At 31.6% G+C, this 13,880-nt stretch carries 12 protein-coding genes; 3 read left to right on the plus strand and 9 right to left on the minus strand.

Translation table 11 applies throughout. The features are described 5' to 3' along the window. Window positions 1-109: 109 nt before the first annotated feature. A complete protein-coding gene (locus EI427_RS00390; RefSeq protein ID WP_126610661.1) occupies window positions 110-436 on the plus strand; it encodes a hypothetical protein in 327 nt (108 codons plus the stop codon). Here the strand turns inward: EI427_RS00390 and EI427_RS00395 are convergent. The 5 genes from EI427_RS00395 to EI427_RS00415 all read right to left on the minus strand — a co-directional run bounded on the left by EI427_RS00395 (window position 404) and on the right by EI427_RS00415 (window position 6,122). After that, a complete protein-coding gene (locus EI427_RS00395) occupies window positions 404-1,705 on the minus strand; it encodes a Na+/H+ antiporter NhaC family protein (RefSeq protein ID WP_126610662.1) in 1,302 nt (433 codons plus the stop codon). The genes EI427_RS00390 and EI427_RS00395 overlap by 33 nt on opposite strands. A gap of 230 nt (window positions 1,706-1,935) precedes the next feature. Beyond that, window positions 1,936-2,925, minus strand: a complete 990-nt coding sequence (locus EI427_RS00400) for an aspartate-semialdehyde dehydrogenase (protein ID WP_126610663.1) — start codon at window positions 2,923-2,925, stop codon at window positions 1,936-1,938. A gap of 191 nt (window positions 2,926-3,116) precedes the next feature. Then, a complete protein-coding gene (locus EI427_RS00405) occupies window positions 3,117-3,722 on the minus strand; it encodes a sigma-70 family RNA polymerase sigma factor (protein WP_126610664.1) in 606 nt (201 codons plus the stop codon). Continuing rightward, window positions 3,713-4,831 (minus strand): glycosyltransferase, encoded by a 1,119-nt coding sequence (locus tag EI427_RS00410; RefSeq protein ID WP_126610665.1) that lies wholly within the window; start codon window positions 4,829-4,831, stop codon window positions 3,713-3,715. The genes EI427_RS00405 and EI427_RS00410 overlap by 10 nt, the downstream gene beginning before the upstream one ends. Before the next feature lie 7 nt (window positions 4,832-4,838). Then, on the minus strand, window positions 4,839-6,122 hold the full coding sequence (locus tag EI427_RS00415) for an asparagine synthetase B (protein ID WP_126610666.1): 1,284 nt from the start codon (window positions 6,120-6,122) through the stop codon (window positions 4,839-4,841). A gap of 263 nt (window positions 6,123-6,385) precedes the next feature. On the opposite strand from EI427_RS00415, the gene EI427_RS00420 reads away from it, so the two are divergent. Together EI427_RS00420 and EI427_RS00425 are read left to right on the plus strand one after the other, a co-directional pair. Further along, window positions 6,386-7,234, plus strand: a complete 849-nt coding sequence (locus tag EI427_RS00420) for a hypothetical protein (RefSeq protein ID WP_126610667.1) — start codon at window positions 6,386-6,388, stop codon at window positions 7,232-7,234. Continuing rightward, entirely contained in the window at window positions 7,231-9,240 is a 2,010-nt protein-coding gene (locus EI427_RS00425) for a hypothetical protein (protein ID WP_126610668.1), read from the plus strand. The genes EI427_RS00420 and EI427_RS00425 overlap by 4 nt, the downstream gene beginning before the upstream one ends. 57 nt (window positions 9,241-9,297) lie before the next feature. On the opposite strand, the gene EI427_RS00430 is transcribed toward EI427_RS00425, so the two are convergent. The 4 genes from EI427_RS00430 to EI427_RS00445 form a co-directional block, all read right to left on the minus strand. Then, on the minus strand, window positions 9,298-10,257 hold the full coding sequence (locus EI427_RS00430; protein WP_126610669.1) for an acetyl-CoA carboxylase carboxyltransferase subunit alpha: 960 nt from the start codon (window positions 10,255-10,257) through the stop codon (window positions 9,298-9,300). Between the two features lie 200 nt (window positions 10,258-10,457). After that, window positions 10,458-12,167 carry a Na/Pi cotransporter family protein gene (locus EI427_RS00435; RefSeq protein WP_126610670.1) on the minus strand — a complete coding sequence of 570 codons (1,710 nt, stop codon included), beginning with the start codon at window positions 12,165-12,167 and terminating at the stop codon, window positions 10,458-10,460. Window positions 12,168-12,438: 271 nt separating this feature from the next. Beyond that, window positions 12,439-13,341: a histone deacetylase family protein gene (locus EI427_RS00440; protein WP_126610671.1), complete on the minus strand. Its 903-nt coding sequence runs from the start codon at window positions 13,339-13,341 to the stop codon at window positions 12,439-12,441. A 3-nt stretch (window positions 13,342-13,344) separates the two neighbouring features. Beyond that, complete coding sequence (locus tag EI427_RS00445; protein WP_126610672.1) at window positions 13,345-13,704, minus strand: CoA-binding protein; 360 nt, start codon at window positions 13,702-13,704, stop codon at window positions 13,345-13,347. Window positions 13,705-13,880 lie beyond the last annotated feature (176 nt).

The raw sequence follows: 13,880 nt of genomic DNA on the forward strand, positions 1-13,880 counted from the left end.
GGTTGAGATTTTTTTTGTTTAAATTTATTATCGTTTTAAGGTATTGATTGGCTTAGTTTCTGTATTTATATGAAAAGTATAAATAATAACGATTCTTTACCAACAATTAATGAACCTAATACAAAAACTCGTCTTTGGAGTATTATGTTTCTTCTTTACAAGTGTATTAATAAACTTTTTTGATGAAACTACCCAAGTTAATGCAAACGATAGTACAATAATTAGAAGTCCTTCAAATAATATTTCTGTAGGAACCATTGTATTTAAATGGAATATCCTTAAAAGTGATAATTATTTAAACCCTGTTGAAGTAGTTTTCAATGGAGAAAAATACTTTTATAGGGGAGCTGGAACTGAGAAAATCGAAAATTTATTAAATGGAACTTACAAGGTGAAGATTACTTTATTGACTTACAACCTTTTCTCTTTTCATTAAGAAAATATAAGCAACTGCACAAATTCCTAAAATAAAAGGATAATATAAATATTGCATTATTCCTAAAGGTGTAATTACCTCAGCAACTCCAACAGCTACTAAAATTTGAGCACCATATGGAATTAGACCTTGTGTAAAACAAGAGAACGTATCAAGTATACTAGCAGCTCTTTTAGGTTCTATTTTATATTTAGTACTTATTTCTTTTGCTATTGGCCCACCAATAATAATTGCGATAGTATTATTTGCAGTACACATATCTATAAAAATAATTAGTAGAGCAATTCCTAATTCCCCACCTCTTTCGTTCTTTATACGTTTCGTGATTGCATATATTACATAATCAATACCTCCATTAAAATGAGTAAGAGCAACAACGCCACCAATCATAAGGCATAATATTATAGTGTCAGCCATACTCAAAAAACCGTCTGATGTAGCTGCAATAAATCCCCATATATCAAAGCTTCCTAAGTATATTCCAATTACACCAGAAAGAAGTGTACCTACTATTAAAACAATAAAAACATTTAATCCCACAAGAGCAGCAATTAAAACAACAATATAAGGCACTACTTTAATAAAAGAATATTCATAAGTACCAGATAAATCAAGTGAGATTCCACTAGTTGTTATTAAATAGATAGCTATTGTTATTAATGCTGCAGGGAGGGCAATTCTAATATTAGCTCTAAACTTATCTTTCATTTCAGCTCCTTGAGTACGTGCTGCTGCAATTGTAGTGTCAGAAATCATAGATAAGTTATCACCAAACATAGAGCCACCTATAACAGCTCCTAGACCTATTCCTACTGGCATACCTGTTTTTTCTGCAATATTAACTGCAATTGGAGCAATGGCCACAATAGTTCCTACTGATGTACCAACCGAAATAGAAATAAAACAAGAGATAACAAATAAACCTGCAATAAGAATATTACTAGGTAAAAAGGTTAAACCAAGATTTACGGTAGAATCTATAGCACCCATTGTATTACTCACTTTACCAAAAGCTCCAGCGAGTAGAAATATTAAGGTCATCATCATAATATCAGGATGCCCCATACCTTTAGCATAAATATTGATTTTTTCTATAACAGATACTTTTGTATTCATAGAAATTGCAACAATTGATGCTAAAAGAAAAGCAACTGTCGCAGGCATTTTATAAAAATCTCCAGTAATGATTGAGACAGCTAAATAACTTACTAGAAAAGTTAATAGAGGTATCAAAGCAAAAGGATTACCTTTTTTTATATTCTGTTCCAATTTTGAAATTATTTATAGATTAAAACTTGGTGTAGCAATTTTATTATTACAGAATCGTGAAACTACAAAAGAATCGTTAGATGATTGACAAACAGTAGTTAATTTGATAGAAATGAGAAGTTGTTATATGTCTTTTTAAAACTCCTCAACTTTCTTTAACAAAAAAGACTGAAGTAATACAGTTGTACTACTTCAGTCTTTTTGAAAATCTATTAATTAATAGGATATACCTATACTAAACCGCTTGATACTAAATATTCAGCAATTTGAACTGTATTTGTAGCAGCACCTTTACGTAAGTTATCTGCAACAATCCACATGTTTACTGTTTTATCTTGAGTTTCATCACGACGAATACGACCTACAAAAGTCTCATCTCTATTGTGAGAAGTAAGAGGCATAGGATAAACATTGTTTAAAGGATCATCTTGTACAATAATTCCTTCAGAATCTGCTAAGATCTGACGTAATTCATCTTCATCAAATTCTTTTTCAAATTCAATATTTACTGATTCCGAGTGACCACCTACCGTAGGAATACGTACAGTTGTAGCAGTTACTTTAACAGTATCGTCCTCTAAAATTTTCTTAGTTTCGTTAATCATCTTCATTTCTTCTTTTGTATATCCATTATCTTGGAATACATCGATATGAGGAAGAACGTTTAAATCAATTTGATGAGGGTAAACCATATTTGCTTCTTTACCTGCTCTTTCATCAAATAATTGATCAACTGCAGCTTTACCAGAACCAGTAACTGATTGGTAAGTAGAAACAACGATTCTTTTAATTGTATATTTTTCATGCAAAGGACCAATTGCTACAATCATTTGAATTGTAGAGCAGTTAGGGTTTGCAATAATTTTATCTTCTTTTGTAAGTGATTTCGCATTTACTTCAGGAACGATCAATTTTTTAGAAGGATCCATTCTCCAAGCAGATGAATTGTCAATTACTGTACTACCAGCTTCTGCAAATTTAGGAGCGTATTCTAATGAAGTACCACCACCTGCAGAGAAAATAGCAATATCTGGTTTTTCTTCAATTGCTTGTTCTGCTGTAACTACTGTGTATTCTTTCCCTTTGTAAGAGAATTTTTTACCTGCTGATCTTGGAGATGCAACTAATAATAATTCATCAAAGTGAAAATTTCTTTCATCTAATACTTTTAGAATTTGTTCGCCTACAAGACCTGTGGCGCCTACTATTGCTAATTTCATGTTGTGATAGTTGGTTTGTTTGAATAACCGCTGAAGCCAAAATGATGACCTCTAATAGACTACAATGTAAATGTAGAAAATCTATTTTTAATATATTATTATTAAATCTGATTTATACAAAAATAACACAATGTGTTATAAAAAAAACAGCATTGCGTTTTAATACGTCAATGCTGTTCTCTGTTCGTCTTTTAAAGTACGTTTTTACTATTTTTTGCTAAATCATAGAGCAATTCTCTAGCTCTGTGTAATTGAGCTTTTATTGTACCTAAAGGAGCTTCAAGTTCAGTTGCAATTTCATCGTACGATTTTTCTTCAAAATACCTGAGTTTAACTAGTCGTTGGTATTTAGGAGGAAGTAAACGAACAAATTCATGTACAATCTCAATTTTCTGTGCTTTAATAGCCTCTTCATGAGGTGTTAAGCCAGAATCTTGAATATTCATACTCATTGTGTCGCCATCTTTATTAGTGATTTCGGCATCAATAGAGTAAGTCTCTAATTTTTTCTTTCTAATAAAATCGATTGCATTATTAGACGCAATTCTAAATAACCACGTACTAAATGTGTAATCTTTTTTAAATTTTGATAGATTTTTGAAGGCTTTAGCGAAGGCCTCGATTGTTAAGTCTTCTGCATCATCTACATTTCTAACCATTTTTAAAATTGTATGATATACAGATTTACGATAACGTCCCATAAGCTTTGCGTAAGCTTGTTCGTTACCTTCAATCGCTTCGTCTATTAAGTCAAAATCTTCAAGCGCTTTTTGGGAAAACTGTCTGTCTAAATCCATGTTTTTCGCTTTGAGATCACAGAGGATACTCCAATTATAATTTGATATGCAATTAGCATAATGTCCAAAATCGGTACTTTCCACCACTTAAACTTTTCTCCTAAAACAGCAGAAAACTTTTTGAAACATATAATTAAAAACATTATACGTACCAAGAATAGTATTGAGAGGTGTAATAAATTTGTTACCTCATGTGGTAACAATAGTAAATATATAAAATATACTGCTATGTGAGAAGTGCTAAGTGTACCTAATATCAATTTATTTGAAATTTTATAATGATATCCGGCACTTAAATGTCTCGTTTTTTGCCTAAACCACTCTTTCCAAGTAATTGGAGGCTTAGAGTAAGTTATCGCTTTTTTTGAGAAATAACTTATTGTATGCTCTTTTTTTGCAATTTGATTTACAAAGAGGTCGTCATCTCCGCTTAAAATGGTTTTATGTTGTTCGAACCCATTTACAGATTTCCAGAGTTGTTTTGTATAAGCAATGTTTCTACCTACCCCCATATAGTTAATACCTAAATTTGATAAGGATGTGTAAAGTAAAGCCGTGTGAAGTGTTTCAAACTGTGTAAAAACTTCTACTTTACTTTTATCATTACAGGTATATAAGCCTACTCCTAATATTAAATCAGATGATATAAACTGATTTGACATCTCTCTAATCCAAGAAGTAGAGGAAGGAAAACAATCTGCATCTGTAAATAATAGATATTCGTTTTTTGAAAAAAGAATTCCTTTGGTTAAAGCATACTTCTTAGGGCTATGATTTTCTATAGGCTTATCAATGTTTACTTTTTTTATAAATGAATATTTTAAAGTATAACTATCAATAATTCTTTCGGTATTATCAGAAGATCTATCATTGACAACAATAATTTCAAAATTATGATAATCTTGATTTACTAAAACTTCTAAGAGTTTAGGAAGTGAATTTTCTTCATTTCTTGCTGCAATTATTACACTGACAGGTTTTTTAAAAGATTCAACTTTTGTTTGCTTTTTCCACAAGTTTAGAGGGACAATTATTCCCCAAAAAAGTAATTGAGGAATGCAGAAAAGAAAGTAGAGTAGTGTCAAAAAATCTGTAGTCGAAAAATACATATTTTGATCAGGTCTTTTGCTTTTTCTTTTTAGCTGCAGGAAATAGAATATTATTTAAAATTAATCTATAACCAGGAGAGTTTGGATGAAGGTTTAAATCAGTAGGCTCTTCACCTACTAAATGCTGATAATCTTCTGGATCATGTCCTCCATAGAATGTCCATGTTCCTTTGCCATAAGAGCCATGAATATACCTTACTTCATTTGCTTCACTTGTTTCTCCAAGTACAATTACATCAGATTTTACTAACTGCTTTTTAAATGCAGTTGTTTGCCCCATGAAACCTTTGATATTTTGTTCATGGTTCTGAGATAACATTGTAGGGATAGGATCCCATTTTGCAGAAAATGAGAAAAGTTTAAAATAATCATTTCCTTCCGTTAAGCCTCTTTCGTAATATTGATTATCGATATTAGAGTACTCATATTTATAAGGATCCATGTAAAGTTTAAAATCCTTGAAAGCAAATGTCTGGCTGTAATCAAGTTTTGATTGAGCACTAGGGTCAGCAGGGTCTCCATCATACATAAAATCACAAATATCTACCCCATCTGCAGACAATGCAATATCATAGGTGTCAGTTGCAGAACACATTGCAAATAGAAAACCTCCACCAGCAGTAAACTCTTTGATTTTTTTAGCAACAGCTAATTTCAATTCAGATACTTTATTAAAACCATGTTTTTTAGCAGAGGCCTCAAATTTTTTCTGATTATCAATGTACCACTTTTGTCTACCGTATGCCCTAAAGAACTTACCATATTGACCAGTGAAATCTTCATGATGCAAGTGTAACCAATCATATTTTGGTAAAAGTTCTGCAATTACTTCATCATCAAAAACAACATCATATGGAATTTCAGCATAGGTTAAAACTAAAGTTACAGCATCATCCCAAGGCATTTTAGCAGGTGGAGAATAAACGGCTATTTTTGGAGGTACATCCAAACGCATAATATCCATGTTTGCTTCTGGGTGTTCAATTTCTCTTTTTATCTGAACAACTTGAGCATCAGAAATAACTTCATAGCTTACTCCTCTTACTACCATTTCGTTTTCGAAACTTTGGGCATATTTAAAGAGAAAACTCCCACCTCTATAATTTAATAACCATTCTGCTTCTACCTCTTTTTGTAAAACCCAATAGGTAATACCATATGCTTTTAGGTGATTTGTTTGTGTTTTATCCATTGGTACAAGTATATAATTTGCATAGCTGGTAAAACTATATACTACTAACAATAAGGTGAATAAAAATGGTTTGAATATATTTCTATTGTCTTTCTTCATGAACTGTAAAAAGAAATCGTTTTTATACTTTTCGAGCAATTGATGGTATTATAGGCAATACCATCATAATTATAAATATATATAATTTATGAATGGTAAACTGCTCATATTTCAATTCTTTTAGTGATTTATACTTTTCAAAGTACTTAAATATTGTTTCAACCTTATGTTATTCAAGCTTAAATCAGTAGATTAGAGTTGATAATGCTTAACGAAAAAATTATCACTAATTATTAACTAACGATTTCTTCTCGATTCAAACTATGATTTTTTTTAAAGCAAGGTGCTGTTTTTTAGCCTTATGTCTATTGCTATTTTCTAATGTACAAGCACAAGATCCTTATTCTACAGGAACTTTATTTTCTTTTGGAGCATCTTCTATGGGCATGGGAAATGCGTCTATGTTTACCGTTGATACATGGTCTTCTGTAAATGCAATTGGTAGAACAAGCCAATTAGACAACCCAAGTATTGCTATTGGGCATAATTATTCTTTTCAAGAATTATCACTTTCAACAAAAGGAGTAGCAGCAGTCTTTCCTTTTAAACATTTTGTTCTTTCAACATCCTTTTTACGTTTTGGAGATGCTGTTTTGTCTGAACAAGATATTAGTGTTGGTATAGCACATCAAATTGGTATTGTTGAAATGGGATTAGGAACATCTTGGAGACAAGTTGGAGGGAATTATTTAAATCATCTTTCAGCACTATTAGTACACTATCATTTAGTAGCTCACTTATCAGATTATTTTTCAATAGGTTTAAATCTTAAAAATATAGGTCAGAATAATTATGAAGTAGGAGAATTTGGAGCAGATATATCTTCTTTATATGCTTTAGGATTTGAATATAAGATTGATGATGAACTACGTTTTGTTACAGAGATTAATAAATTAAAATACCACGATTTAAGTTATAAAATTGGCTTAGAATATTCTTTACATAAATCAATTATTATAAGAGGAGGTACAACTTTATTTCCTGTAGATATTTATTTAGGAACAACAGTTTTATATAAATATTGGTCATTTGATTATGCTTTTGCTACTGATGATATTTTTGGTTGGTCTCATCAATTTTCTTTGGAATATACAATTACGAAAAGAAAATGAGGTGTTTTTTATTAGTAGTAGCAGTATTTTTTTTAAGAAATGGAATGCTTGCACAAAGTAAATCAGTTACTGATTTAGAACTATTGAACTTAGTTTTTGAAGATCAAGAATTAGATGATTTTTCTAAAGAGGAAATTGATTATTGGTTATCCCTTTTTAATCATCCTAAAAACTTGAATAAGATAAAACTATGGGAATTACAAGAGCATTTTGGATTGACATATTTAGAAGTAAAAGGATTTAAAGAATATAAGGATCAGTATAACTATTTTAGTAGCACTAGTGAGTTAAAACGAATTGATGGTTGGGACCTTGCCACTATTAAAAGAGTGAAAGCCGGGACTTTTGTAGAACAATCAACATTAAAACCATTTAAAGAAAGGTTACTACATCCTGATATTAATTATTTGATAGTAAACAGTTCTACTAGTTTGCCATTAAGTAAAGGGTTTTCACAATCGATTTATAAAGGGATTCCAGTTGGCTTTCAGACAAGGTTTAGATGGGCTAAAAAACAAGATTACTCATTTTCCTTAACTCTTGATCAAGATAAAGGGGAGCCATGGCAGTGGAAACCTAAAAATATGCAGTATGGAATTGATCATATTTCGGCTAATGCCTCTCTATATAATAGGGGTGTTTTTAAAAAAATAATGATTGGTGATTTTCAAATGATGTCTGGTCAAGGTTTGGTGTTTGGAGGTGGATATTTTTTAGGGAAAGGAGGTGACCCTATTTTAAATGTAGCTCGTGTAAATGATGGAATCCGTCCTTATACATCTGTTTCGGAAAGTGGTTTTATGAGGGGGGTAGCTTCTGAGATAGAATTGAACAAAGTAATAAAGGTTACTCTTTTATATTCTAATAAAGAGATAAATATAAACCAAGTTGATAGTTTGAAGCGCTTTTCTACACTAACAAATTTTAGAAATGATAATGAAATAGAAAAGAAAGGAGGAGGTCGAGTTACTGTTTTAGGGTCAAGGGTTGCATATAATAATCATAATTTAAATGTTGGAGTTAATATAGGTTTCATAAATTTTGATGAGAAAATTACACCTGCTATAAGAACAGACTCATTATCATTATTTAGAGGTGATAAATTAATAAATTATAGTTTTGATACGAGATACCATTGGCGAAATATAAGTGTTTTTAGTGAATTCGCATTTTCGTATTCTAAAGGGAATGCATTCAACATAGGAGCTTTTATAGGTTTAGCTAAGGGTATTGATTGGGTAGTTCAGTTTAGAAACTATGCATCAACTTATATAAGTTATTACGGTCATGCATTATCAGAAAATGGCCACCCAAATAACGAAAGAGGTTTTTATACAGGTTTTAGATGGCACAAGAGTAAACAGTTTGATTTATCTGCATATATAGATCTATTTTCATCACCAACAGCTAAATACAGACAAGATGCGGGTAATGAAGGTTATGAATTAAGAGTAAGTTCAACGTATAACTTTGATAAGAATACAGCTTTAACTTTAAAGTATCGTTTTAAACAAGTTGGGAATTATCAGCTAATGCCAAAGTACAATAAGGTGAATAGTTATGTGGAAGAGCAATGGACTAAATTTACGAGTATTTTAAAATTAACAATCAATGAGCGTTTACTAATAAGTCCACGTTTACAAGTGACAAAGTATTTGTTAGAAAATGATTCGTGGGGATATTTACTCGCCCAAGATATGGTTTACAAGTTTAATAATAAGTTACAATTATCGTCTAGAGTAGCAATATTTAATGCTTCTAATTACGAAAATAGACATTATGCTTATGAAAGAAATGTTCAGTATTCGTTTTCTTTTCCTGCTTATTATGGAGTAGGTTGGAAAACCTACTTACTAGCGAAGTACAAATTTGGGTATGGGAATAGTATATCATGGAGATGGGGATATACTTCTTTTGAAGATAGGGCTACAATTAGTTCTGGATGGAATACAGTACCATCACGTTACAAACATGATTTAGTAGTACAATTAAAATTGAAGTTATAAAAAAGGCATGTAATCTAAATGTAGATTACATGCCTTAATATATATCAGAGTAAAATATTACTCATTAAAAACACCCATATTAGAGAATTTATCAATTCTTCTATTTTTTAAAGTAAGGGTATCTAAAGCTTCTAATTCAGCTACTTCAGAAAGAATAGTTTCTTTCATTATCTTGAACATTTCTTGAGGGTTTGTATGTGCACCTCCAAGTGGTTCAGGAATAATTTTGTCAATTAACCCAAAAGATTTCATATCTTTTGCTGTTAACTTAAGTGCTTCTGCTGCTTGTTCTTTGTAATCCCAGCTTCTCCATAAGATTGAAGAACAAGATTCTGGTGAAATTACAGAATACCAAGTGTTTTCAAGCATCATAACAGAATCACCGATAGCAATTCCAAGTGCTCCACCTGATGCTCCTTCACCAATAACGATACAAATAACAGGAACAGTTAACTTGAACATTTCTTTCAAGTTCTTTGCAATAGCTTCTGCTTGTCCTCTTTCTTCTGCTTCAATACCTGGGAATGCACCCGGTGTATCAATAAAAGTAATGACAGGCTTTCTGAATTTTTCAGCTAAGTGCATTAAGCGTAGTGCTTTTCTGTAACCTTCAGGGTTAGCCATACCAAAGTTACGCATTTGACGTTGCTTTGTATTTCTACCTTTCTGTTGGCCAATCAGCATAAATGATTTGCCTCCAATATTACCGAAACCACCAACCATTGCTTTATCATCTCCAAATGCTCTATCACCGTGAAGTTCGATAAAGTCATCTGTAATCTGATAGATATAATCTAAAGTATATGGTCTATCTGCATGACGAGACAGTTGTACTCTTTGCCAACGTGTTAGGTTTTCAAAAGTACTTACTTTCAACTGAGTAATTTTCTCCTCAAGTTCTTTTATAGCTGTACTTACATCAACATTGTTTTTAGATGCAAGATCTCTCATGTCTTCAAGTTTCGCTTCGAGTTCAGCGATTGGTTTCTCGAAATCTAGCAGTGTATTTTGGTCCATTGCTGCGAAAATAAGGTGTTAAATTTAATTTAGAAAACAGCTCAATATACTTCTATTTTGAAAAATATTTTCTAAACAATTACTATTAAGATGGCAAACATACACAATATTCGCCGTATTGAAATATCAAAAGCGTTAAATCACTAAAAAAAAGCCTCAACTAGTAGTAGAAGAGGCTTAATTTCAGTTATTTATATTTTTTAGTCAACCACACCTGCAAAGGCTTCTGAGATATTCAGAATGTGATCTCCAATTCTTTCTAAAGATGAAAGCAAATCGTTGTAAGCTAACATTGTACCTGTAGAAGCATCATCACTATCAGAACGTTCAAGGTGTTTTCTACGCAACTCTTTACGTTTCTGGTTTACTGCTTTTTCAGCAATATTAGCTGCTTCTAGATCAATATTATCAGACTCAATGTTTTTCATCATTATATTGAAAGCGTTTTCAACAACGTCTAAGAACTCATCTAAATCGTTTTGTTGCTCTTTAGTAAGCCAGATTTTTTCGTCGTAACGTTTTTCAATAGTAAATGTGATTCCTTTGTAAATATCTCCAATGCGTTCTACTTCGTGAGCAGCTCTCATTAAGTTATTTACCTCATCTATTTGAGAAGAAGAAAGTAGTTGGTCTCTAGCAATCTTAGATAAGAAAATACTTACCTCTTGCTCCATTCTATCTGTATTTTCTTCTACTTTTCGGAGTTTAGCAATGTATTGCTTTCTTTCCTTTTTATTCTCAACACTTGTATTAAATAAATTTCTTGAAGTATTAATCTGTTTTGCAATTATCTTAGAAAAACGTTTTACTTCATTCTTAGCCTGTTCTACACCGGCTTCGTTTGCTATTGGTCTACCATCAGATATGAATTCAAGACTGTAATCATCTTGATCTTCTTTTTCTGGAACCATTTTAATTACAATATCTCTAATAGTACCAATAAAGAAAATCATTACTGATGTATTGATAATATTGAAAGAGGTATGGAATATTGATAAGGCGATAGGAACCGCCGTTGCTTCTAAAGTAATCGCACCGTCAGGACCAATTGTAGCACCTAAGTCTGTGTAGTTTGCAACATAGTATTTAACGGCATCTAAGAAGAATGGATAGATTAATAACATCCAAACCACACCAGTTACATTAAATATTAAGTGAGCCCTTGCAGAACGTTTGGCGTTAGTATTACCAACCATTGCAGCAAGGTTAGCCGTAATAGTAGTACCAATGTTTTCTCCCAGTACCATTGCTGCTGCAATATCAAAAGGAATAACTCCTTGGTTACAAAGTACTAATGTAAGTGCCATTGCAGCACTAGACGATTGTACTATGATTGTAATTAATGTACCTACAACTACAAAAGCTGCAGGAGCAAAAATTCCCAAGTGCTTGAAAGATTCTAAGAAAGATAATTGATCATGACTTAATGTTGGGACAGAATTTTTTAATGCTTCTAGACCAATAAATAAGATTGCAAATCCAATTAAAGTATTTCCCCAATCTTTTGTTTTCTTGGAATTTGAAAACATCATAGGGAAGGCTACTGCAATAATCGGCATGGCTAATTTTGCCATTTTTACCTTAAACCCTAAAATAGAGATAATCCAAGCTGTTACAGTAGTACCAACATTGGCACCCATAATAACACCAATAGATTGTGTTAAGTTTAACAATCCTGCATTTACAAAACTTACTACCATTACAGTAGTAGCCGAAGAAGATTGTATGATTGTAGTTATCAAGAAGCCTGTAAAAACTCCTGCGAACTTATTCGATGTCATGGCAGAGAGGATTCCTCTCATCTTATCACCCGCAACATTCTGAATACCCTCACTCATTACTTTCATCCCGTAGATGAAAAGACCAAGTGAACCTATAAGTTCTAGTAACTGAAATATTCCAAATTCCATATCTTAAGAAAATACTACAAATTCAAAAAAGAATTATAATTTTTGAAGTTGCAAAGTAACTTAATTCATTACTAATAAAAGCTGATTATTATTAATTTAATAATTTGTTAATCTAACTATTATATGATAATGATCAAGAAGGCTTAATTTAAAAGATTTATAAAAATTAATTAGAAATGGCAAATACGCACAAAAAAGAGCGATTTTCCAATTCTTCTGTAATATTCTGATTTTCTATTTAATAATCATAATAATATTCGTCATTGTAGTGTTAGAAATAAATATTATTAGCAACTCGGAATGTATTAGCATGTGCTTCGATAATAAATCTTAATGATTTTGAGTATCCACCACCCATACTAACAACTACAGGGATGTTAGAAGAGGAGCATTTCTTAAAAACGATCTCGTCTCTTTCTTTACATCCTTGAATACTTAAACCAAGTTTACCCAATTTATCAGTTTTTAATATATCCACTCCTGATAAGTAAAACACAAATTCAGGTTCAATAGATGAGAATAATTCATCAATATGTTTATTTAATACACTCAAATATTCTGAATCAGAAGTATTATCATTTAAAGCAATATCTAGGTCTGATTTTTCTTTATGCATAGGATAATTATTTGCCCCGTGCATGCTAAATGTAAAGACCTTCTGATTGTTTTTAAATATTTCTGCTGTTCCATTGCCTTGATGTACGTCTAAATCGATAATAAGAATTCGTGAAAACGCTTTTTGATTAATAAGATAATTTGCAGCTACCCCAAAATCATTGAGTATACAAAAACCTTCTCCATGGTCTGTGTAAGCATGATGTGTACCTCCTGCAATATTCATTGCTACTCCATATTGAAGTGCAAATTCAGTACAATCCACCGTACCCTGTGTTATTATCAGTTCTCTTAAAATAAGATCTTCAGACATTGGTAAACCTATTTTTCTAGCTTCATGATAGGTTAAGGTTTGTTCTATTAGCTTTTTCCAATACTCTTCAGTATGTGTTGTTAGAACAAATTCAGGATTAACAGGTGTTGGTTTAAAAAGGTTTTTATCAGAAATGGTTCCTTCATAAATAAGTTGCTCTACCAATAAAGGATATTTATCCATAGGAAACCGGTGCCCTTCTTCGACAGGGTGACCATAACATTCGTGATATGCAATTTTAAGCATATACTAATATGTTTGAGAAGAAAGCATTACCAAAGTACAGGCTTCTTCTGTAAATATTCCTGCCGCTGCTGCTTTCTGATAAAAAATAGGATTCTCTGTACCTGGATTAAATATTATTCTTTTTGGTTTAAGAGATATAATGTAATCTATCCATTCATTTTGTTTTTGAGGACCAACATACATCGTTACAGTATCAACATCAACTATTTGAGGCTTATCATTGATGATAGGAATACCAGCAACAGATCCTTTTTTTATACCTAATGGAACAATTTCATGTCCTTTTTGTGTCAACCTTTCAGCAGCAAAAAATGCATATCTAGAAGGGTTCGGTGTAGCTCCGATAATAACGGTTTTTTTCATTTGCTTCTATCTAAGAATTAAGACAGAAATTAGGACATTAACACTTACAATAAATGTCTCAATCCTGTCTTTAATATGAAGTTAATTGTTATTATTTTGATTCTAAAAATATAGGACTTGAAAAGTAGATAAAAGTATATTTTTTACTACTCCTTATTTCAATCATAAGGGCTATT

This window comes from Flammeovirga pectinis (assembly GCF_003970675.1).
GTDB lineage: Bacteria > Bacteroidota > Bacteroidia > Cytophagales > Flammeovirgaceae > Flammeovirga > Flammeovirga pectinis.

Excerpts from the sequence above, each read along its gene's own strand:
- EI427_RS00390 (WP_126610661.1), top strand. The coding sequence starts at position 110 with ATGAACCTAATACAAAAACTCGTCTTTGGAGTATTATGTTTCTTCTTT.
- EI427_RS00400 (WP_126610663.1), bottom strand. The coding sequence starts at position 2,925 with ATGAAATTAGCAATAGTAGGCGCCACAGGTCTTGTAGGCGAACAAATT.
- EI427_RS00405 (WP_126610664.1), bottom strand. The coding sequence starts at position 3,722 with ATGGATTTAGACAGACAGTTTTCCCAAAAAGCGCTTGAAGATTTTGAC.
- EI427_RS00410 (WP_126610665.1), bottom strand. The coding sequence starts at position 4,831 with ATGTATTTTTCGACTACAGATTTTTTGACACTACTCTACTTTCTTTTC.
- EI427_RS00415 (WP_126610666.1), bottom strand. The coding sequence starts at position 6,122 with ATGAAGAAAGACAATAGAAATATATTCAAACCATTTTTATTCACCTTA.
- EI427_RS00420 (WP_126610667.1), top strand. The coding sequence starts at position 6,386 with ATGATTTTTTTTAAAGCAAGGTGCTGTTTTTTAGCCTTATGTCTATTG.
- EI427_RS00425 (WP_126610668.1), top strand. The coding sequence starts at position 7,231 with ATGAGGTGTTTTTTATTAGTAGTAGCAGTATTTTTTTTAAGAAATGGA.
- EI427_RS00430 (WP_126610669.1), bottom strand. The coding sequence starts at position 10,257 with ATGGACCAAAATACACTGCTAGATTTCGAGAAACCAATCGCTGAACTC.
- EI427_RS00435 (WP_126610670.1), bottom strand. The coding sequence starts at position 12,167 with ATGGAATTTGGAATATTTCAGTTACTAGAACTTATAGGTTCACTTGGT.
- EI427_RS00440 (WP_126610671.1), bottom strand. The coding sequence starts at position 13,341 with ATGCTTAAAATTGCATATCACGAATGTTATGGTCACCCTGTCGAAGAA.
- EI427_RS00445 (WP_126610672.1), bottom strand. The coding sequence starts at position 13,704 with ATGAAAAAAACCGTTATTATCGGAGCTACACCGAACCCTTCTAGATAT.